This is a genomic window from Vibrio sp. Y51_MX_L26, from assembly GCF_024181935.1.
Taxonomy (GTDB): Bacteria; Pseudomonadota; Gammaproteobacteria; order Enterobacterales; family Vibrionaceae; genus Vibrio; species Vibrio diabolicus.
The window spans coordinates 1,286,647-1,307,168 of sequence record NZ_JAMZAS010000001.1 but is presented as its reverse complement, the minus strand read 5'-3'; the positions used below and the strand labels follow the sequence as shown (position 1 = coordinate 1,307,168).

General features: G+C 44.1%; 23 protein-coding genes. 12 read left to right on the top strand and 11 right to left on the bottom strand.

Going from position 1 to position 20,522, the window contains the following annotated elements; genetic code table 11:
* Entirely contained in the window at positions 1–552 is a 552-nt protein-coding gene (locus NL645_RS05705) for a porin family protein (RefSeq protein ID WP_047008000.1), read from the bottom strand.
* 51 nt (positions 553–603) lie between these two features.
* Positions 604–1,512, bottom strand: coding sequence for a VirK/YbjX family protein (locus NL645_RS05700; RefSeq protein WP_253651372.1), 909 nt, complete (start codon positions 1,510–1,512; stop codon positions 604–606).
* Between the two features lie 423 nt (positions 1,513–1,935).
* On the opposite strand from NL645_RS05700, the gene NL645_RS05695 reads away from it, so the two are divergent.
* From NL645_RS05695 to NL645_RS05670, 6 genes are all read left to right on the top strand, one after another.
* Complete coding sequence (locus NL645_RS05695) at positions 1,936–2,295, top strand: DUF3316 domain-containing protein (protein WP_005395335.1); 360 nt, start codon at positions 1,936–1,938, stop codon at positions 2,293–2,295.
* A gap of 217 nt (positions 2,296–2,512) precedes the next feature.
* The gene (locus tag NL645_RS05690) at positions 2,513–3,913 is read left to right on the top strand and encodes an FAD-dependent oxidoreductase (protein WP_253651371.1); all 1,401 of its coding nucleotides are present in this window, start codon (positions 2,513–2,515) and stop codon (positions 3,911–3,913) included.
* A 113-nt stretch (positions 3,914–4,026) separates the two neighbouring features.
* Positions 4,027–5,151, top strand: a complete 1,125-nt coding sequence (locus NL645_RS05685; protein ID WP_005395332.1) for a M14-type cytosolic carboxypeptidase — start codon at positions 4,027–4,029, stop codon at positions 5,149–5,151.
* A gap of 457 nt (positions 5,152–5,608) precedes the next feature.
* Entirely contained in the window at positions 5,609–6,589 is a 981-nt protein-coding gene (locus NL645_RS05680; RefSeq protein ID WP_253651370.1) for an OmpA family protein, read from the top strand.
* A 136-nt stretch (positions 6,590–6,725) separates the two neighbouring features.
* Positions 6,726–7,595: a LysR substrate-binding domain-containing protein gene (locus NL645_RS05675; protein ID WP_109168868.1), complete on the top strand. Its 870-nt coding sequence runs from the start codon at positions 6,726–6,728 to the stop codon at positions 7,593–7,595.
* Between the two features lie 161 nt (positions 7,596–7,756).
* A complete protein-coding gene (locus NL645_RS05670) occupies positions 7,757–8,530 on the top strand; it encodes a phosphotransferase enzyme family protein (protein ID WP_253651369.1) in 774 nt (257 codons plus the stop codon).
* Here NL645_RS05670 and NL645_RS05665 read toward each other — a convergent pair.
* On the bottom strand, positions 8,527–9,402 hold the full coding sequence (locus tag NL645_RS05665; RefSeq protein ID WP_167427235.1) for a LysR family transcriptional regulator: 876 nt from the start codon (positions 9,400–9,402) through the stop codon (positions 8,527–8,529). The genes NL645_RS05670 and NL645_RS05665 overlap by 4 nt on opposite strands.
* A 256-nt stretch (positions 9,403–9,658) precedes the next feature.
* Between NL645_RS05665 and NL645_RS05660 the strand changes: the two genes are divergently transcribed.
* Entirely contained in the window at positions 9,659–9,895 is a 237-nt protein-coding gene (locus NL645_RS05660) for a hypothetical protein (RefSeq protein WP_005395322.1), read from the top strand.
* A gap of 77 nt (positions 9,896–9,972) precedes the next feature.
* On the opposite strand, the gene NL645_RS05655 is transcribed toward NL645_RS05660, so the two are convergent.
* Positions 9,973–11,469 (bottom strand): peptide MFS transporter, encoded by a 1,497-nt coding sequence (locus NL645_RS05655; protein WP_005395321.1) that lies wholly within the window; start codon positions 11,467–11,469, stop codon positions 9,973–9,975.
* A gap of 332 nt (positions 11,470–11,801) precedes the next feature.
* On the bottom strand, positions 11,802–13,172 hold the full coding sequence (locus tag NL645_RS05650) for an L-serine ammonia-lyase (protein ID WP_005395319.1): 1,371 nt from the start codon (positions 13,170–13,172) through the stop codon (positions 11,802–11,804).
* A gap of 131 nt (positions 13,173–13,303) precedes the next feature.
* On the opposite strand from NL645_RS05650, the gene NL645_RS05645 reads away from it, so the two are divergent.
* Positions 13,304–14,146 carry a YdcF family protein gene (locus NL645_RS05645; protein WP_253651368.1) on the top strand — a complete coding sequence of 281 codons (843 nt, stop codon included), beginning with the start codon at positions 13,304–13,306 and terminating at the stop codon, positions 14,144–14,146.
* On the opposite strand, the gene NL645_RS05640 is transcribed toward NL645_RS05645, so the two are convergent.
* Complete coding sequence (locus NL645_RS05640; protein ID WP_048624711.1) at positions 14,136–14,792, bottom strand: hypothetical protein; 657 nt, start codon at positions 14,790–14,792, stop codon at positions 14,136–14,138. The genes NL645_RS05645 and NL645_RS05640 overlap by 11 nt on opposite strands.
* Positions 14,793–15,041: 249 nt before the next feature.
* A complete protein-coding gene (locus tag NL645_RS05635) occupies positions 15,042–15,308 on the bottom strand; it encodes a DUF333 domain-containing protein (protein ID WP_005395313.1) in 267 nt (88 codons plus the stop codon).
* A gap of 278 nt (positions 15,309–15,586) precedes the next feature.
* On the opposite strand from NL645_RS05635, the gene NL645_RS05630 reads away from it, so the two are divergent.
* On the top strand, positions 15,587–16,105 hold the full coding sequence (locus tag NL645_RS05630; RefSeq protein ID WP_005395311.1) for an NUDIX hydrolase: 519 nt from the start codon (positions 15,587–15,589) through the stop codon (positions 16,103–16,105).
* A 436-nt stretch (positions 16,106–16,541) separates the two neighbouring features.
* Here the strand turns inward: NL645_RS05630 and NL645_RS05625 are convergent, their stop codons facing one another.
* The 4 genes from NL645_RS05625 to flgA form a co-directional block, all read right to left on the bottom strand.
* Positions 16,542–17,288, bottom strand: coding sequence for a lytic transglycosylase domain-containing protein (locus NL645_RS05625; protein ID WP_104970254.1), 747 nt, complete (start codon positions 17,286–17,288; stop codon positions 16,542–16,544).
* Positions 17,269–17,706, bottom strand: a complete 438-nt coding sequence (gene flgN, locus NL645_RS05620; RefSeq protein WP_006741304.1) for a flagellar export chaperone FlgN — start codon at positions 17,704–17,706, stop codon at positions 17,269–17,271. The genes NL645_RS05625 and flgN overlap by 20 nt, the downstream gene beginning before the upstream one ends.
* Before the next feature lie 20 nt (positions 17,707–17,726).
* Positions 17,727–18,008 (bottom strand): flagellar biosynthesis anti-sigma factor FlgM, encoded by a 282-nt coding sequence (gene flgM / locus NL645_RS05615; RefSeq protein WP_134645399.1) that lies wholly within the window; start codon positions 18,006–18,008, stop codon positions 17,727–17,729.
* A 135-nt stretch (positions 18,009–18,143) separates the two neighbouring features.
* Complete coding sequence (flgA, locus tag NL645_RS05610) at positions 18,144–18,941, bottom strand: flagellar basal body P-ring formation chaperone FlgA (RefSeq protein WP_006741306.1); 798 nt, start codon at positions 18,939–18,941, stop codon at positions 18,144–18,146.
* Between the two features lie 77 nt (positions 18,942–19,018).
* Between flgA and flgB the strand changes: the two genes are divergently transcribed.
* From flgB to flgD, 3 genes are read left to right on the top strand one after another with little or no spacing between them, the layout of a single operon-like run.
* Positions 19,019–19,381, top strand: coding sequence for a flagellar basal body rod protein FlgB (gene flgB / locus NL645_RS05605; protein ID WP_005395306.1), 363 nt, complete (start codon positions 19,019–19,021; stop codon positions 19,379–19,381).
* Between the two features lie 2 nt (positions 19,382–19,383).
* Positions 19,384–19,818, top strand: coding sequence for a flagellar basal body rod protein FlgC (gene flgC, locus NL645_RS05600; protein ID WP_005395305.1), 435 nt, complete (start codon positions 19,384–19,386; stop codon positions 19,816–19,818).
* On the top strand, positions 19,818–20,501 hold the full coding sequence (gene flgD / locus NL645_RS05595; protein WP_005395303.1) for a flagellar hook assembly protein FlgD: 684 nt from the start codon (positions 19,818–19,820) through the stop codon (positions 20,499–20,501). The genes flgC and flgD overlap by 1 nt, the downstream gene beginning before the upstream one ends.
* Positions 20,502–20,522 lie beyond the last annotated feature (21 nt).

Genomic DNA, 20,522 nt, shown 5'->3' with positions numbered 1-20,522 from the left:
TTAAAATCGCAATTGTGCACCAAACATCACACCGCCAGAATCAAAATCGCTATTCTTGGCGTAGTTGTACTCTAAGTTCAAACCAAAGTGTTTATAGGCCCAAGCGACACCAGCAGCGGCTTCTCCGCCAAGACTAGACTCGTCATATTCTTTATTCTGACCATTGTTTTTAAGCGTGTAACTTAACGTGTAGTAAGTGATACCACCTTTCCCGTAAAGCTCAAAGCCAGCTCCCAGAGGGTAACTTGCGTAACCGCTGAGTCGAGGCCCGCCATAACTGACATCGGTGATTTCTGTTAAGGGACTGATAAGTACGGAGCCAATGCCGTTAAATGCGCCCTTATAGCCGGCTTCAATACCAAAGTTGTGATCGAACATGTAACGGTAATATACATCACCAAGGAACATGTCACCTTCATCATGGCTATTGTTCACATCGTAACTAACATTACCGTAGCCTAAATTTGCTCCAACAACATGTTGGGTTGGTTGTGCATGAGCCGTTAAGGAAAGTGCGGACAGTAAGCATGCAACGGCGTACTTGTAAGACATAAAAACTCCGAATCATAAAATGAAAAACAAAGCGTCATGTGCTGCGTTGGGTTAACGTAGCCTTGTTATGAACTCCGCTTTGGTATTGTCTAACCATTCGTAACGACGTCGATACATCGAACGCTTAGAACGCGACATGCCTTCGATATCACGACGCGGGGCATTCACATCGAGTGAGTAGAAATGACGGTTGTATTCGGTGCCGCCCAATTCTTGCCAGAGTGCATCGTAGTCCGTTTTGATTCGTCCTTTACTGTAGCGTCGTGCAGCATAAGTATGGGATTGTGTTTTTACCGCTAGAATCGTATTCACTTCCCAAATTTGCGCGAGTAAAGTAAGCAAACTCACCATCAAGCTTTTTGGTCTTTGCCCGTAAAGTTTACGAGTTAACTTTTTAATTTTCGCGTTGTTCTCTTCACTGCTGCGTGGCCCTTGCAAGCCGCCAATCATAATGCTGCGTCCAGATTCTATGTGGCCGAGAGTAAATGAGAGCGTATAGAAGTTACCATCCTCCGCGCTGTGTAGCACTAGGCTCATGTCGCCTTCTTTTTGGTAGCGCGCTTCGTACACCAATCGCACAGAGTACAATGTCTCGTCGATTTCAAATGATGTTAATGTTAAGCCAGTCGAATCGGTATAGATCTCTTCAATGGTCTGTTTAGAAAACAGCTCTGAAATGGTTTTGTAGTGATCAACCACTAGGTTTGAACGATCGAACGCTGAGTTATTTTTGATGATGTAGGGACGAAATGGTTTTTCTAAAAATCGGTGCGTACGTGCACAAAGCATCTCTAGCAATGACGATTCAATATTATCTGACAGGTGCTTAAACGCTCGTTTGTAGTAAAGTGCGCGCAAGATGAACTTAGCTCTGTAGGTCCAAATTGGCTTATAGACATCAGCATAATCATCTGAGTAAATTGATTTGCTATGGTAAAAAATGGATTTGTTCGCGGTCATTTTCACTCCAGATTAACGTGTGCTCAACAGCCACAATTAAGAACCGACGGACGAGCAGCGAAGAACCCGAAAAAGGGGAAATACAAAGCACTACTAAAAGGGGAGGTTTTGCTGTGTCCGACGTTTATATAAGGTTTTGAACACTGTTCTTTTGTTGGGATTCTAAGAGAAAATTGACCTTAGGTATTGTATGGGTTGGTAAGGAAATGTCAGTTTGGAAGCCACTTTGAACGTTGTGATTACGAGGTGGAAAAATGCTCGTGTTGGCAGAGTATGATGCCGTGTTGCTAAGTTAAAGTGAAATGAGTTGAACAAGAATTGAACGTTATTTGAAATTATTTTGACGTGTTTCTGGTCTTTATACGTACCTTATAAATATCGAGCCAATTTAGGCCCGATATAAAGGTAAGTAAGGAGAGGTTTATGAAACGCTTAATGACTTTAGCAAGTATGATTGCTCTGACTGCTGCACCTTCTGTTGTTTTTGCTGGTGGCTATCAGTGGACAAACGATACCGAAACGATCCATGGTGATGTTATGGATAGCAAACAAGCGGCTTATGAAATGGGTCGTGACATGATTCAGAACTATCAAAGCAAATCACCAGGTCAGCTTCGTGACGAGTTTACAAGCCTTACAGAGTATGTTGATCGCCAGTCGTTTTCTATCACCGACTCAAAAGTCATGGTGAATGAGTTCTTGCAAAGTGACGGGCAAGTTGTATACCAGCCTATTCTCAATGTTCAATACGAGTACCGCATGCGTGAAACCGGTAAATACTAACCAGTAAGACGGCCTCGATTTTCCGATAATTTATATCCTTGCTGTTTGTTTTGGGGAGCGCTGCTCCCCATTTTTGTATTCATTGATAGCAGAAACTTCCACTCTCTCAGCGCAACATTTGCTATCGCTCAGCGTTAGATATTCTTGCTCGTTGATTGTGCTCATCGTTTGTAAAGTGTTTGCGGAAATGGATGTAACGCACTAACGAGGATACCCGATGACACACAGTTCATACTGGTTCAAGCAGGCCATTGAAGCTGAACAGCCAGAAACGCCGCAACCATTACATCAAAATATTGATACCGATGTTGCTATTGTCGGTGGTGGCTACACCGGACTTTGGACAGCGATTATGATTAAGCAGCAATCTCCTGAAAAACAGGTGGTTGTTATCGAAAAGGGCTTGTGTGGCAGTGGGGCATCTGGCGCGAATGGCGGCTGTATGCTGACATGGTCTACCAAGTTCCCGACGTTGAAACGGTTATTCGGTGAAGAACATGCTGTTTGGTTGGTAAAAGAGTCGGAACAAGCGGTGTTGGAGATTGACGACTTTTGTCAGCAATACAATATCGATGCGCAATTATCGTTAAAAGGGGTTTATTACACCGCAACCAATCAGGCTCAGAAAGGTGGAATGCAGCCAGTTGTCGACGAGTTACAACGGCTAGATGTGAACAGTTGGCGTCGTTGCTCGGTGGAGGAACTGCGTGCCAATGCGGGTTCACCTCGCCATATTGAAGGCTACCACTCTCCGGTTGCTGCTAACGTACAACCCGCCTTACTTGCGCGAGGGTTACGCCGTATTGCTATTGATCTGGGTGTAGAAGTTTATGAGAACACGCCAATGACGCGTCTAGATTATGGAAAACCTGCCACCGTCTGTACACCTAAAGGAAACATTCAAGCGCAGCAGGTGGTGTTGGCATTAAATGCATGGATGGTGGAGCAATTTAAGCAGTTCAAAAACAGTATCGTGGTGGTGTCTTCGGATATGGTTATTACCAAACCGCTTGGTGATACTTTGTCTCAATCTGGTTGGCAAGCGGGTTCGAGTGTCTTGGACTCACGCATCTTCGTACATTATTACCGAGATACGCCAGATGGCCGTTTGATGCTAGGTAAAGGCGGTAATCAGTTCTCTTTCAACAACCAAGTTGATGCGATGTTTAACAAGCCGACGCGTTATCAAACGCTACTAAAAAAATCATTCGACAACCTTTTTCCTCGCTTAAAAGGGACTGAATTTGAGTACTCTTGGACTGGCGGTTCGGATCGTTCCGCAACTGGGTTTCCTTTTTTTGGCCAATTGGATGAGCAAAGTAATGTCTTTTACGGGTTTGGTTATTCAGGTAACGGCGTTGCCCAAACTCGAATGGGTGGAAAGATTTTATCGTCGTTGGTGTTAGGGCTAGATAACGAGTGGACGCGAGGTGGTTTAGCGCAAGGACCGCTTGGGTATTTTCCACCAGAACCAATACGTTGGCTGGGAGCAATGATGGTACGAAATGCTGTTCGCCGAAAAGAGGAAGCGGAAGACAATGAGAAACATCCGTTTGTTTGGGATAAATGGCTAGCGAAACTCGCAGGACCAGCAGGCAAAGCGGATAAGCTCGACTAAACTGAAGACTTTAGCCACAAACGAGACAGTTTGCAGTAAAAGTCATTGGGGGGCGATGTAGCCTTGTGTTAGCCTCTGTCTTTCAAGCTCAGATTTAAAAGGTGAGTAATATAATGAAAGTATTCAGCAACTTCGATAGCGGCAGCATTCACGTAGTGAAAGCGGACGACAAAAATGACATCCAACTTAAAATCCCTAATGACAATATGTCGGAATTCTACCAGTGGTTCCATTTCCGTCTAGAAACCGAAGCCGAGCAGTCGCACACGATCAAACTGCTTGATTTGGCTAAGTCGGCTTATCCAGAAGGGTGGCAAGGTTATGATGTCGTAGCGTCTTACGACCGTGAAGAATGGTTCCGTATACCAGCAGAGTTCGATGGCGACACGCTGACTTTCACTGTTATCCCTGAGCGTAGCTCAATTTACTTCGCGTACTTTGCGCCTTACACATACGATCGTCATTTAGACTTGTTACACATGGCACAAAGCGCGCACCACTGCCAACTAGAAACATTAGGCCACACATTAGACGGCAATGACATGAGCTTGCTAACGTTTGGTGAGCCGGAAGAAGGCAAAAAGAAAATCTGGATGATTGCACGCCAACATCCGGGTGAAACCATGGCTGAATGGTTCATGGAAGGCATGATCCAACGTCTACTGGACGAAAATGACACGGTTGCGCGTGCATTACTGGAAAAAGCAGTGCTTTACGTGGTACCAAACATGAACCCAGACGGTGGTATTCGCGGCCACTTGCGTACGAACGCGGTAGGCGTGAACTTGAATCGTGAATGGCAAACGCCATCAATGGAAAAGAGCCCAGAAGTCTACCTTGTGCGTCAGCGCATGCTGGAAACGGGTGTTGACATGTTTTTAGATATCCATGGTGATGAAGCGATACCGTATAACTTCGTCGCTGGCTCAGAAGGTATTCCTTCTTACGATGAAAATCTTGCCGCTTTAGAGGCATCATTTAAGCAAGCGTTACTGACTATTACACCTGAGTTCCAAGATGAGATTGGTTATGATAAAGATGAGCCGGGTAAAGCGAATTTGACGGTAGGCTCAAACTGGGTCGCGGAGCAGTTCAAATGCCTGTCGTACACGATCGAGATGCCATTTAAAGACAACAACAATCACCCAGATCCGCTTTATGGTTGGTCACCAGAACGCAGTGTATTATTTGGGCAAGATGTCTTAGCTGCAACGCTTACCGTGGCGGATAAAATCTAGTTCGATAACTTAACGTCTGTTCATTATTTCGAAAACAGCTCATTTTAAATGAGCTGTTTTTTTATGCCTTCGATATCCATTCTCTCCTGTAAAAATTTTTTGCCATTCACAGGCTTAAATGTCGATTCTTAAATTTGAGAAAGTGGCTTTTTATGGTGATTTGCGTCACAGAAAACTGGCTGTTTTGTGATATTCTCCGCAACGAATTGACTATGGCTAAACCAACGCAACGAGACTTTATTTCTCGGTTGGGTATGCGGATGAAGCTCATGAATAGATGGTCTTGAGGTTATCTTTCTCCGTTTTACGTCATTGGCGTTTGAATATCATTTTTTGATTCTTTCCTACGCTATTTAGCTATTTCTGTTCGAAGAAAAGAGAAAGTTACGGCTTCATATTTTACGGCAGTATGCTGCCTCGATGTGTTGCTTTGTGTACAAGAAAAAGGAAAAGAATAATGAAAAAAATCGCTATAGCAGTGGCTACTGTACTTGCTGGTGGTGTGATCTCAAACGTTGCACTTGCTGACACTTACATGGGCGGTAAAGTAGGTTACAACTCTCTAAATGATGCGTGTTACCTAAACGAACCTTGTGACGACGACAGTTTTGCAGCATCTATGCACCTGGGCTACAGCTTCAACGAGTACGTTGCAGCAGAGTACGGTGTTGATTACCTTGGTGACTTCACTGCAAACTTCAAAAAGCCGGGCCTAAACACCGTTGACGGTGATCTTTGGGCGTTGACTCTTGCTCCTAAATTCAACCTACCGCTAACGGATTCTTGGAATCTATTCGCGAAAGTTGGTGCTGCATACATGATGGCAGGTGACGAAAAAGATTTCGTACCAACAGGCTCTCTAGGTGCTGAGTACAAAATCAACTACAACTGGAGCCTACGTGCTGAATACCAACGTTACCAAGATATGTCTGATGACGTGATTGAAGATATGGATTCAGATTTCTTCGGTATTGGTTTTAACTACAAGTTCGGCTCTGAGCCAGTAGTTCAAGAAGAAGTGGTTGAGGAAGTAGTAGAAACACGCCCTGCAACACGTATTGTTGAGCATGTTTACCCTGCTCAAACAACAGCGACAGTACAATTCGACCTAGAAAGTGCAGAAGTGAAAGATGTATCGACTCTTTCTGGTACCGTTGATCTGATGAACACTTACCCACAAGCTCAAGTTGAGATCACGGGTTACAGTGATACGACGGGTTCTGCTGCGTACAACCAGCAACTTACAGAAAAACGCGCGAAAGCCGTTGCTGACGAGTTCCAAGCAAAAGGTATTGCGGCTGAGCGTATGACAGTGAAAGGCATGGGTGAAGCTAACCCAGTAGCAAGCAACGAAACACGTCAAGGTCGTCAAATGAACCGTCGTGTTGAAGTAGTTGTCCCTGCGTTTGAATACCAAACCACTGAGAAAGCAGAATAATTCCTGCTTAAGAGACAGTTCCAAAAGCCAGCGTGTATCACGCTGGCTTTTTTGATCCCGCTTAACAAACTCAGCACTTTCATCAATTTGTCATCACCAGTTCATACCATGGCTACTGAGTATTTGGGAGAGTGTTATGCAAAGTTTACCGCCGCTTAATTTGCTCCGAGCGTTTGAAGCCACGGCGCGATTACAGAGCTTCACTAAAGCCGCAGAGGAGCTAAATGTGACCCGTGCGGCCGTCAGTCAGCAGGTGAAATCGCTAGAACTGCAGTTAAATGCAACATTATTCGAGCGCAAGGGTACGCACCTTACGCTGACCAGCTCAGCAAAAGAATACTGGCCGGTGGTTAACCATGTGCTTCAAACCTTATCAACCTCTACCCATCATTTATTTACTCGCCCACAGAACAAGCAAATTACCTTACATGTCGCCCACAGTTTTTGCTCGCAATGGCTAATGCCAAGGCTGGCCGATTTTCAGCGTCAATTTCCAGATGTTTCCTTTAAGATCTCGACAACCGCGAATACGGTTCCAAACGCCAGTGCGATTGCAGATATAGAAATTATTAACGGAGATGGCGATTGGCAAGAGCAACAAGCTATTCAGCTTACCCTAGAAAACTGGATCGTTGTAGCAAGCCCCGGCTTTATTCAGTTAAATCCGATTGATGACCTCACGAAGTTGTCTCAAACACCTAAAATTTGCACCGGGGGTTATCATGAATCTTGGCAGGTATGGTTTGCGTACCAAGGTTATCAAGGCAAGGTGAGCAAAGTGATAGCCGAATTTGAACATTCATTGCTTGCTATTCAAGCTGCAACCAATCAACTTGGTGTCTTGCTGGTGAGAGACTTTCTTGTTGAGGATGAGCTGCAACAGGGGATATTAGTGCAAATCGGAGATTGGGGTATGCCCAGCTCCGGCGCACACTATATGATGGTTAGAGCATCAGAAAAGTCACACGTAAACACCTTTGCCCAATGGTTAATACAAAGCCTTTGATGTTTTACGGTCTATTTTTACAGCGGTACTTATTCTTGCGATTTACCTAACAAAATGCGCGGTTTCTTATAGGGTCAGTCAACCTTCTCTAAAAGCTTTGAGTGTATGATGATCTAACTTTACGTTATCTGATGCGCGCTTAATCCACACAGGATACTGTTATGGAAACAATGCAAGGCGGTAGAGAAAATGCCATCTATCGAAAAGGGAATTTGATATCTCGTCCTGCCAGTTATTGGACGATGACTATCCATCAGCTACTTACCTATCTTCATTCACGAGGCTTTACGGCATGCCCTAAAGCGGTTGGTATTGAAAAAGGAAAAGAGTGGGTTAGCTATGTCGAAGGAGAGACTTACAACTATCCATTGATTGGCAACATTGCTTCTGTTTCCGCGCTCCAATCTGCGGCAAAAATGTTACGCGATATGCACGATGCATCTGAGGGTTTCCTTAAGCAATATCAAAATGAAACGCTGCACTGGATGCTGCCACCACGAACACCACAAGAGGTGATTTGTCATGGTGATTTCATGCCATATAACGTGGCACTCCATGGAGAGTTTGTCGTTGGTGTGTTTGATTTTGATACGGCGCATCCGGCACCAAGAGTTTGGGATGTCGCTTTTTCGGTCTATGGTTGGGCACCATTTAAAACCGATGAGCACGATAAAATGGGCTGTTTGGAGCAACAAATTCAGCGTGCAAAACTCTTCTGTGACGCTTATGGGTGTTCGAGATTGGAACGGGAAGAGCTGGTGGAGGTGATGACACATCGACTCTCCGCGTTAGTTGATTATATGAGAGGGGTCGCAGCTCAAGGTGATGATAGGTTTCAAGCGAACCTAGAAGATTGCCATCATACCGCTTACCTCAACGATATCGAGTACCTAAGAAAACATAGACAAGTCATCACCCTAGGACTTTTAGGTTAGGGCTGGGTGATATCTTTAATGACATTGAATAGCCACTGGTTTATCGGGGCTTGCTGTTGTGATCGACGACAGCTCATCACGTAGCGAACATCAAGCTCTAACCCGCCAGGAAGCGCGATACTTCGGCAGCCCTTAGGCACATGTCCACTCATGGTTATACCAAAATGATCCGTTTGTAGGAGCACTTTTTGAATCATCGCTGGGTGTTCAATTTCTACCTTAGGTGTGGTTCTGAACCCCATATGATTGAGCCTTTCCAACAACGGGTATCGGTAGTCGTTCCATCCCGGCGTTTTGAAAAGTAAAAAGGGGTAGTTTTCTAGCTCTTGGAAATGTTGAGCGGGATGCTTATCTCGAACAAAAAATACTGCTTTTCCTCGACCTAGTTCGTTTTGAATAATTGATTGCGGAAGATCCTCATCAAAATAATGAATCGCAATAGCGTTTTCACCCTCAGTTAATCGCTTTTTCGCGTCGCTCCCCCAACGTAAACAAGCGAACTTTGCTTTTGGGGCGTGTTTTAGTAATTCTAAGTAAAACTTGTCACCAAAGTAATCCCAAAACAATGTATTCGCATAAATAGTGATCGAGCCGTCAAAATGAGCGGGTGAAAAACTCTGTGGTTTGATGGAATCAATACTGGTGAGGATTTGTTCAAAATGTGGCATGTTCGCTTCGACAAAAGCGGTCGGTTCAAAGCCATTTTTAGTCTGAATGAACAAAGGATCATCGAGCTGCGCTTTCATTTTTGTCAGGTTTTTGCTGATTGATCCGGATGTCTTTCCGAGTGAATCTGCCACCAATCGGACGCTACGTAACTCATACATCCGTTTTAGTACCAATACGTTTTGAATGTCCAGATTAATGCTCATACATCGTCTCATTTATCTTCTGCCGAGAAATCATATCTCTGAATTTCTGAATAAAAGACAACGTTCGGTCAATTTAAGCATGCTGTCGTATCTTATGGTTTATTGAAGGCGACGGTGGACAGCAAATAGGCTTGGTCATATCAATTTAGTGGTTTGGATTTCCATTTGGTAAATGATGACTTTCCTCGTATGAACATGTTTCTGTTGTTACAGTTTTTTCATCGAAAGAAAGTAAGAACAAAAACAGAGGTGACGTATGAAAAAATTAATCGCACTTGGTTTGATGGTTTGCTCAACAAACATAGCATTAGCTGGCGATGGGTCATACACGGGCACGATTGATATGACGATGGCTACGAAAAATCAGGTCGACGTCGAGCGCGCAGATTCTCAACTGACGCTGAAAGGTCGAAATGAAACGGCTTATGGCGGGGTAATCATCCAAACGGATGCTGCTACACAAAAAATTGAACTTCGTGGTCGACGTGATTAATCGAACATGTTGTTGTTAAGAAAATGCCGCGAATATCGCGGCATTTTTTATATTTTGAGATAGGTAAATCATCAAACTCAGCTTTGAACTTCAACCCCAGCTTCGATCTCGACTGGTTGCGCTTGAGTATCGCTTTCTTTCGCCGCATCAAGCATCTTGCGAATAATGAGTGACGCTGCCATTGCGATAGCGACCATCACGACAGCAAGGACAGTGAGTAATTGGAAATAATCACCATATACGTTTTGTACAATGTCTTGTGTGATGGTCTGTCCTTTCTCTAACGCGATAGAGGTTGAAAATGCAGCACCAATAATACCGCTCAATGCGATTGCCACAGAAAATAGGCTAACAGAGAAGTTTTCGATGTGCTTCGGCGCGACGGAAAGAATAAACGCTACGACCATCGAACCCACGATGACTTCTGCAATCGCCTGGAAGAAGTGAATAGCGAGAAAGATTTCTGGCATGATCACGACATCTTCACCCACGGTAGTCACGGCAAACGTCAAGATACCAAACGCTATCGCGGTCAGTACAAATGCCAAGGCGATTTTTGTCGCGGTAGAGAGGTAGATATCGCGCTTTTCCAACAACCCAAAAAAGCCAGCTACGATAGGACCACCAACCATACACCAAAGCGGGTTCATTGCCATTGCTGCTTCTGGTTCGAGCGGAATAAAACCAAATAGAGAGCCTTTTAATGTGTTGATAGCAACCATGTTCATCGAGGTCATCATTTGTCCGTAGTAAACAAAGAAACAGGTTGTCAGCAAGGTCACAATTAAGATGGTCCCCATCTTCAAAGACTCAGCTTTGCTTGCTTTAAGCATCAGAGATATGAAGTATGCGATCGCCGCCCCTCCGATGGCGTATACGATATTTTGGCCAATATCCATGTTTGAAAACATGAAAAATACCAACGCGATCATTGCCAATGAAATCAATGCAAAAAGTACCCAGTTTTTTAAACTTACGGTTTTTTGATCAAGCTCAGAGGCTACGCCAACAAGATCTTTGCGGAATACCAATAGCATGATCAATGCCGCTGCTGCCATAACAGCAGAGATGGTAAAACCGCCATTAAAGCCGATCACAAGGACAATCATTGGGAACAAATATTGACCTAAAAAGGCGCCAACATTATTCACTGAATAATTGATTGGGTATCCTTTTTCAAAATCTTCTTGTGATTTGAACGTTCGTTTATAGAGGCTAGGGTAAGAGGGTGACATCAGGCCGCGGCCGTAACTGGCGAGCGCAATACCACACATTGAAAGTGGAACGTTAGAAGCAGAAGCCCCCAACACGAGTAATACGTAACCGGATGCAAAAGCGAAATATGCGATAGAAAGTGAGCGATAAGCTCCTAAAAACTTATCTGCAATAAAGCCGCCCGCAATCGCGAAAAGTGGCCCGATCGCCGAAAAAGCACCAACGATCATCATCGTATCGGCTTCGTTGTAATTTAGATCCTCTAGAAAAAATCGAGTTAGACTTACTAATACACCGTAAAATGATAAGCCAAACATCATTTGGCAGAACATCATGGATTTATTGAGTTTATTCCACATAATTTTGTACTCACATTAGCGGAGAAAGGTAGGTATTGTTATTTCTATTAAATAGTAATGAAACGAAAGATTGAGTATTGAAATAATTGTCGTATAACGTGGAAATGCTGCACTATATTTTCTAATGCTTAGGCAGCTTAATGCTAATGTGTTGTTCTAGATCAATTTTAATAAAGCAGTGCTTAATTCTATTTTTGTTTAATTTTGTTGTATTTGTTACTGATTGGAGCTAATGGGGTTTTATAGGATTACGGCAAATAAAAAGAGGTCTTGCGAGAAAGGAAATTGCTGACGAAGTGCATCGCCAGCAATGATATAGCGGGCTTATTTGACTATTCGCATGGCGGTGCCATATGAATGACGGCCAAGCCACCTAAGGAAGTTTCACGGTATTTTTTGTTCATATCTTTACCAGTTTGATACATGGTTTCGATAACTTTATCTAATGAAATAAGGCATTTGCTCGTGCGCTTTAATGCCATACGTGAGGCATTAATGGCTTTCATTGCGCCCATGGCATTTCTTTCAATGCAAGGTACTTGAACCAAGCCGCCGATCGGGTCACAAGTCATTCCTAATGAATGCTCCATCGCAATTTCCGCAGCAATACAAATCTGCTCGTTACTGCCGCCTCTGAGTGCCGTTAAACCAGCGGCTGCCATGGATGAAGAAACCCCGACCTCTCCCTGACAACCCACTTCGGCGCCGGAAATTGACGCGTTAGTTTTATATAAGATGCCGATAGCGCCAGCGACTGCGAGAAAGTCTTTCAGTTGTTTAATATCAAGCTCTTTGATGAAGCGATGGTAGTACATCAATACTGCCGGAATCACCCCAGCAGCGCCATTAGTTGGAGAAGTAACGACTTGTCCTCCAGCTGCATTTTCTTCGCTAACCGCAAAGGCAAAGAGATTAATCCAATCCATGATCTCCATTGGATCATTCTCAACTGCAGCGTTGGCTTCGAGCTTTTTCAAAAGGTTTGGTGCACGACGAGTGACATTGAGACCACCTTCTAAAATCCCTTCCGTATCGAAACCACGTTGCATGCAGAGCGACATCACTTTCCAAATTTGTTCTGCTCTTTGGCTAATTTCTTCATCTGAGCGGAATGCCAGTTCGTTTTGTAGAATCATACCTCCCAAACTAAAACCGTTAGTCTCGGCTTTTTCCAGCATCTCATCCGCTGATGTGAAAGGAAATGGTACCGCGACTTCATCTTGTTGCGTGCCGTTTTCTAGTTCGTCAGCGGTGGCGATGAATCCGCCTCCGATGGAATAATAAATTTCAAACGCCACTTGGTCTCCCGCAGCGTCTAGTGCGGTAATCGTCATTCCGTTTTCATGCAGGGGAAGGTTGTCACTATGAAAGACGATGTCATGATCGTAGCTAAACTCAATCTGGTGCGTACCAGCGAGCAGCAGCGTGTTGTTGTCTATAGTATTTTGTAGCGCACTTTTAGCGCTACTCATTTTGATGGTATCGGGTTTATTTCCCATCAAACCAAGGACAGTGGCTCGGTCTGTGTGGTGCCCTCTACCAGTGAGCGATAATGAGCCATAAAGGTCCACTTGCACCCGATGCACTTTCGCCATAGAGTCGCTAACTAGTTGAGTGAAATGGAATCCGGCAAGCATAGGACCATTAGTGTGGGAGCTAGAAGGCCCGACACCAATCTTAAATATATCGAAAATCGACAGCATAATTGACTTCCTTTAGCAGTGAACCTTTATAAAGGTCTCTAGAACAGTGTTGTTAACTAGATGTTAAAGCCTGTAGGCCGGGAGTGAAAGAAGATTTTTGTAACACTGCCAACTAAGCGCGAGATTTTGAAATGAAGTTAGACAATGTGGTCATTGTTTTAGGTAAACGCCTCGTCAATAGCAGATTGACCGTTGAAGGGGTAACAAGAGTCGAAGCGTTATCTAATGCGATTGCGTCATTGCCGACAGAGCGAACGGCGATTATTTTTTGTGGTGGATTAACGCAAGGTCAACGCATTTCTGAAGCAGATGCAATGTACAGTTATTTTAAATCTCTAAATGCGGTCGCTGTGCATCCGTTCCCTGAACATCAAGTACTTTTAGAAAATCGCTCTTTGAATACGTTTCAGAACATGCGTTACGCTTCTCGTGTTTTGTGTGATAGTGGTTTGTTCCAGTTATGGTCAGCGCGTCCGGTTGAGGTCACCTTGTTGTCGAATGACTACCACCTTGAGCGAATCATAGAAATCCAAACCTTGATGGATGAGCAGGGACTATTACGAGTACTAAAATCTGAGTGCGCATCCATGGGCGTTACTCTCAACTTACCATTAGATATCAACAAACATATCAGCGTACCATACCCACATAAAGGGCCTATGGCAGCGGCATTTTTATTACTGGATGAACTCACGACTTACCGAGTTTATTTAGAAGGGGTCAAGCAGGGAGCATTTTTACGAGACTTATCGGTTGTCCGAAAGAAGCCGCTTATGATCGCGAGACATGCCATTCAGCAATTGCTCGCTTTACCACTCGATAAAGATAGTTTGCAACAGATTGAAGATATGAAAAAGGCCATCGAAATGACGGCCTTGGATGAATCTGTAGGAGCTGCGGAACAAGCGTTAAGGATCGTTCATCCGATATTAACTGCATTGAACCGCCGCTTGGATCCTGAGTCTATTCATTAAGTTCGCGTTTTGTGCGGACTGCGCTCAATGCGATCAAACAGTAGCAAAGGAGTTCCATGCCTTCTTCCGAAATATTTTTAACATCACGGATGTAGTTCTCGTCCATCACTTGTTGCCAAAAACTGCCCATGCCATACAAGCGAGAGAAGACCAACAATAGCATCACGGCACCAATTAACAGTTTCATGTGGGGCACCGTTAAGATGGTCGCCATTTCGTTCATGGTACCTTTACCACCTTGGTAAGCTTTGGCGCAAGCCAGTGCGGTGACAGCGAGCGCAGGGAAAACCCAAGAACCATGACGAATCATGTCTGTCCAATAGTCTGTTTCACGAATAATGAGCACCGCGAAAAAGCCGGCAATCAAAATGGCCGCATGCTTTAGCTGAGGCTGTTGTTTAGATAGGCTAAAAAATGACCACGATGCAATCGCGAGCATCACAAGCTGGAGTGTTTCTGTTATGGAAAGCTCACCAAGGCTTGAACCCAACACGACATAATCAAGGCGAAGACTGAGGTTAACGAGAATACTGATAGCGACAATCATCAATGCGCTTAAACTCGATTTATAAATGATGCGCTTTGACTCTTCAGTAACAACGTTGCTTGGGGCTGACTCGGCTTCTTTTACTATTTGTGTTTTCATCTTGCTCACCTGTTCCAGAAAATGTGGAAGAAATGTGAATTAGTGTGATCTGTGTTTGGGATTTTATTGTCCAAGTGGAAAGTTATGTCAGAGGAATGTCAAGAATAGAACACTGTTCGATATAGTATCGATGTGCGGTAAAGTCAGAGGTATGTAAAAATGAAGTGAGAAAGTTTTGATAAATCAAATAAAAAAGGAGCCTAAAGGCTCCTAAGTGATAGAGGGAATCTGACGTGTCGACAAAAAAATTTAGTAGTCGCCACTCTCACTTTCTTTATGATTGTCGCGATAGTATTCCCATTGCTCGACACGATTATCGTCAGACAGCACGCAGTAAGTCACACGTTCGCCATTTTCCGAAACGGTATCCAACTCACCACCTTGCTGAACACAGTAAACGGCTGCAGGATTTGCGACGGAGGTATACTCAGTCGAGCGAGTGGCACCTTCGTAAGTTGAACAACCAGCCAGTACCAACGTTGCAGCCATAGCCATCATTAAATTTGTCTTTTTCATTCTTTATCTCCGCATGGGGTGGGCGAGTATTATATTGATTATAGGCAACTTTCAGAGATTATTGTCTTATCGATGTTAAAAGTAAGAGGGACGTATAAGAATTTAGATATTCTCATCTTTTACTGGTTATCACGTCACACTTCTATTTGTTGCGGATTGTTACGAAGGTTAGAACCGTTTCGTTCAAACCAATGTCTTGAACGCATTTGGACCGACAACGATGATTTAAAGCGTGAAGTTCGGTAATATGCGCGCAAAACATGACAGTGGTATTTTCGATGAGACACTTAAAATCGACCGTTCATCCGGACATTGAGCACTTGGACGACAAAATTATTTTCCAGCGCAATGCGGCACGCGCCATCGTACTAGATGGTGAAGATGTGTTGTTGCTCTATACAGAGCGTTACCATGACTACACTTTGCCAGGTGGTGGTATTGATGATGGTGAAGATGTGATTGCTGGACTAGTTCGTGAACTAGAAGAGGAAACCGGCGCGCAGAATATCCATGGTATTAAGCCTTTCGGAATCTTTGAGGAATTTCGTCCTTGGTACAAAGACGACGCTGACGTAATGCACATGGTGTCGTATTGCTATACATGTAAAATTGATCGTGAGCTAGGCGAAACGGCTTATGAAGACTATGAAGTTAAAAATGGAATGCGTCCAGTATGGATGAACATTCACGAAGCGATAGCGCACAATGAAAAGACCATGGCAGAAAGCCCGAAAAAAGGCATGAGCATCGAGCGCGAAACGTTTTTGCTTCAGTTGATTTCTAAAGAATTACTATAAATAACTTAGCTTGCCTCATAGTGACTTACCCACTCATTGTTCTGTTGATAGGTCAGCTTTTAAATCGATAAAAAAAGTCCGGACTCCCCCCCGGAACCCGGACTTATTCCAGACGCGCAAGCGAAGCGTCATCTTGATATTTTAAATTTGTTTCGAACTATGAAAACAATAGCTGTTTTACATTTAGTGTGTAAATAATTATTAGGTCCAACCATTGGTTTTCATGTTTTTTGCAAACGCAATGTGACGCATATCTACCCAATTGGCAAGCGCAATTTGGGTACCTTTTAATAAACCACTACTCTTTCTTATCTTTGAGATACCTTACCTCAACTTTTTTGCACACGTTTGCATAGAGATCACGAGTTTTCAAATTGGCCGAACACGATCTTGTAATTTTACGTTTTTCTGACATTGGATTTTGTCGTGATTTTTATCACAAATTGACCAACGGAGGTAGTGGACTAAAGTCGATCAGCGGTTGCGAAACCATCGGAGCATCTGAAGCAAATAAGAGTAAAGGTTGAAATGATGAGGATTGTAACTGACCGATATCTATCAACTTTTCCAGCGCGAAGAATCGACTAACGTATTGGCGAGTCTCTTTAGGTAGTGTGAGCTTCTGAAAGTCGTTACTGCCTGCTCGCTGAATAGCGCGTGCGACACGCCCTTCGCCTGCATTGTAGGCCGCTAATGTCAGCGCCATGTTTTGATCGAATTTGTTGTATAAAAACGTCAGATACTTGAGTGCTGCAGCTGTGCTTGCTTCTGTATCAAAGCGATCGTCTTGTTTTGTATCTACAGTCAACCCGAATCGTTGAGCTGTTGCTGGTATCAGTTGCCAAAGTCCGGCGGCGTTGGCATGAGAAACGGCTTTGGGGTTGTAAGAGGATTCCAACATTGGCACTAAGGCTAGACTCTTTGGTAAAGAGTGGCTTTGCAGTTGTTTGAAAATGTGATGAATTACCAGGCTGGATGAATCGAGACGTTTGGCAATTTGTGGCTTGTATGGGGCTAAAACTTGATATTGCGTTTGAATATCAGCTGGGCTTGGTTTCGCCTGACTGGTGATTGAAAGGCAGGATAGTAAGGCGATAAAAATAAAAAGGCCTACAGTACTCAGCCGAGATGGCGACTGAATCTGTAGGCAAGACGAACATCGTTTAGAACGATTTATCTTCATAAGTGTGTTGCACAGGTTGTTTGAGTTGACTGACCAACTCATGGAACGCCGCAGAGCTGTGGCCATTGCTCTGATTGTATTGTTGGCACTGACTTACCAACGTTTCCAATAGCGCCCATTGTTTTCTAGCTTGCATACCTATTTGGGCAGGCAAAGCATTGAAAATTCGTTTTACGCTGGCGTCATTACACGCTAACCCCAGCTCTCGCATACACTGGCTTCTATCACTGGCTGAGCGGCTAAGTTTATTGAGTATTGGCATTTGTTTCTGAACATTGTTGCTCAGTGCCTCACCATCAAACTTTAAGTACAACGTTTTTTGCTGTTGAAGCAAAGGGATAAGTTGTTGATAGAGCTTGATATCCTCAGGTATTGAGCGAATAAATTGTTGAATTCGCTGCGATACTGCGCTTGCCATGATCTCTTCCTAGTGTGTTATTACTCGTGACCTGTATGGAATTGCATGATCGCCTTTGATAGTGCTTTTGTATCTAGGCTAAGTTCGCCACGCGCTAATGCGTTACGTACTTGTTCTACTTTGTCCATATCAACATCAGGTAGTGATGCCATTTCAGCTTGAGCGCGATCTATCGCTACGGTATTCGCTTGAAATGCAGGCTCGTGTACTTTGCTCTGTTCGACGACGTCGACAGGCTGTTTGCTTGCTTGCTGTAATTTTGTTTGTGGGACATGACCGCCCGCGACTTTGTCGATTTTCATGCTGTGGTCCTCATCATCATGTTCTAAATTAAGTAGGCGGTTAGGATGTGATAAACATTAAATATTTTTTTTGTACTCGAAATTCAGCGTTACTGACGAGAGCCAAAATTAAAAAATGTTACTCTGAGTCCAAAATCAAAATTGAGTATGAACCTGGTTTAACCCGGTTACGACAGCTCTAATGACCTTGCCAGAACTTAGGTTTTCTACTTCAATTTGTTGCCCTTTCGCACCATCTTCTAAGGCGACTCCTTTCGTGCTGGCGCTAAATCCATTTTTGCTCGCAATCACTATGACTTCATTGCCTTTTTCGATTAAAGGTGGAGCCGATAAATTGGATGGGTTGACCACTTGCCCTGCACGTAAACGGCGAGAGGTTTCTAAGCCTATTGCTTGTCCTGGGCGAGTATAAAAATCGTCTTGTCGCGAGATGGTGCGCGTTTCCAGTTTAACGTGCTTGGCAGTCACAACTTCATTTCGACCGACCGTGGTTGTGGCAACCAAGACAGGCAGTGTCAGAGAAGATTTTATCGTGACGTTAATTCGCCAGGGTGAAGCGATGTCATCGCAACTTACTGAGCGCTTAAGGTTTCCAACTGGCAACGCTTGATTGTCGCGACCAGTGATGACCAGAGGCGACTCACACTCAGGTAGGTGATTCGCCGAGCCTGGTACCCACATGTCGAAATCCAGTTGGTATTCTCCCCACTGGTTAGAGTGAGCATTTTGGGCCACTTCTTGTTTGAAATGCTCTGCTACAACGGATTTTATCTCCTCAACGCTTAGGGTTCTGCCAGAGGTGTTGGCGAAAGTTTGTCCTGGTATTAGAGCAAGCAGAGTTAGCATTAATGTTGAGGAAGTAAGCACTTTCCCCTTGCTTTTAATGCTTTCCGTGAGCCGGAAGTTTGGCTTCCATCCTTGTTTGTAAATCATTGATATATATGGCTATTTTTTATGGCACGCATCTTGTTTGTATGTTGGCGTATTCGAGCCAACTGTAAGGAAGATGCATGGCGATCACATTTGAAAATGCTTTAGGTGTACATCCAGAGGCACTTAATTTTCGCGTTCAGCGTACCAAAGTCCTTGCCAGTAACCTAGCAAATGTTGACACCCCTGGGTATTTGGCGAAAGACCTAAGTTTCACCACCGTAATGAACCAGGTGGCTGCAGGCGGTGTGAACAAACCAGTGCCTAAGTTTCAGGTTCAGGCCCAATACTCGGTGCCTTACCAGAACAGCAAAGATGGCAACACTGTAGAACTGGGTGTTGAACAAGCGAAATTCACGCAAAACAACATGGACTTTCAAACTAGCCTGACGTTTCTCAACATGAAATTTAATGGCTTAACGAAAGCGATTGAGGGACGTTAATTATGTCATTCACTGATATTTACTCGATCACTGGATCCGCGATGACAGCACAAACTGTGCGTCTTAACACGGTCGCCAGTAACTTAGCTAACGCGGACGCGGTGTCTGCAAATCCAGATGACGCTTATAAAGCGCTGAAGCCCGTATTCGCGACTGTGTACCAAAAAGCGCAGCTGACAACGGAAAACGGGGTTTATCCCAATGCTGAAGTTCGCATTGTTGACGTTGTGAAAAATGCGGGAGAAGCCGAGAAACGCTTTGAGCCAAACAACCCGTTGGCCAATGGTGAAGGTTATGTGTATTACCCAGATATCGATGTCGTGGCTGAAATGGCAGACATGATGTCAGCGACACGTAGCTTCGAAACCAATGTTGAAGTGTTATCAAATGTGAAAAGTATGCAGCAAGGTCTGCTTAGATTAGGGCAGGGCAGTTAATGAGTCTCGCACAATATACACCTTTATCGTCTGATGCTCCTGTGAGCACTAAAGCAAAAGAGAACAATGGCATTGCACCAAATCCTAAAGATATGAACAGTGCTTCTTCATTAGAGAACGAATTCATTTCTTTGATGGTGGCGCAGATCCAAAACCAAGATCCACTTAACCCACTTGATGGCACGGAATACGTTGGTCAGTTGGCTCAATTCTCTCAAGTTCAAAGTACCGAGAATATGTCCAAGACAATGCAACAGAGCATGATTCTCCTTGACAACATGCAAGTGCTATCGACAGCGGGGCTCGTCGGACAAACTGTTTACGTCAACTCCAAAGAATTTGAGCTTGGTGAAGGCGTACAGAACGGAAAAATCGAACTCGCTCATAGCTCAAACCAAGTGACGTTAGTTGTGAAAGATGAGTTTGGTCAATCCACTAAAGTGCCATTAGGTGCTCACGGCAAAGGTGACGTCGACTTTTCAATTAATCCTGAAGAACTTGGTCTTAAACCAGGCAAATACTCAGTGGCAGTAGAAGTGCAAGAAGGGCAAGCAAGTCCAAATGTGCTCATGGCTGGCACTGTTGAGCAAGTGCGTATTCCAAATACTGGCGGCGCAGCATTAGTCAATGTCCATGGCGTTGGCAACGTTCCTTTCTATCAAATCACTCAGTTTGGTGCTTAACCAAATAGGGAAATCAGAGGT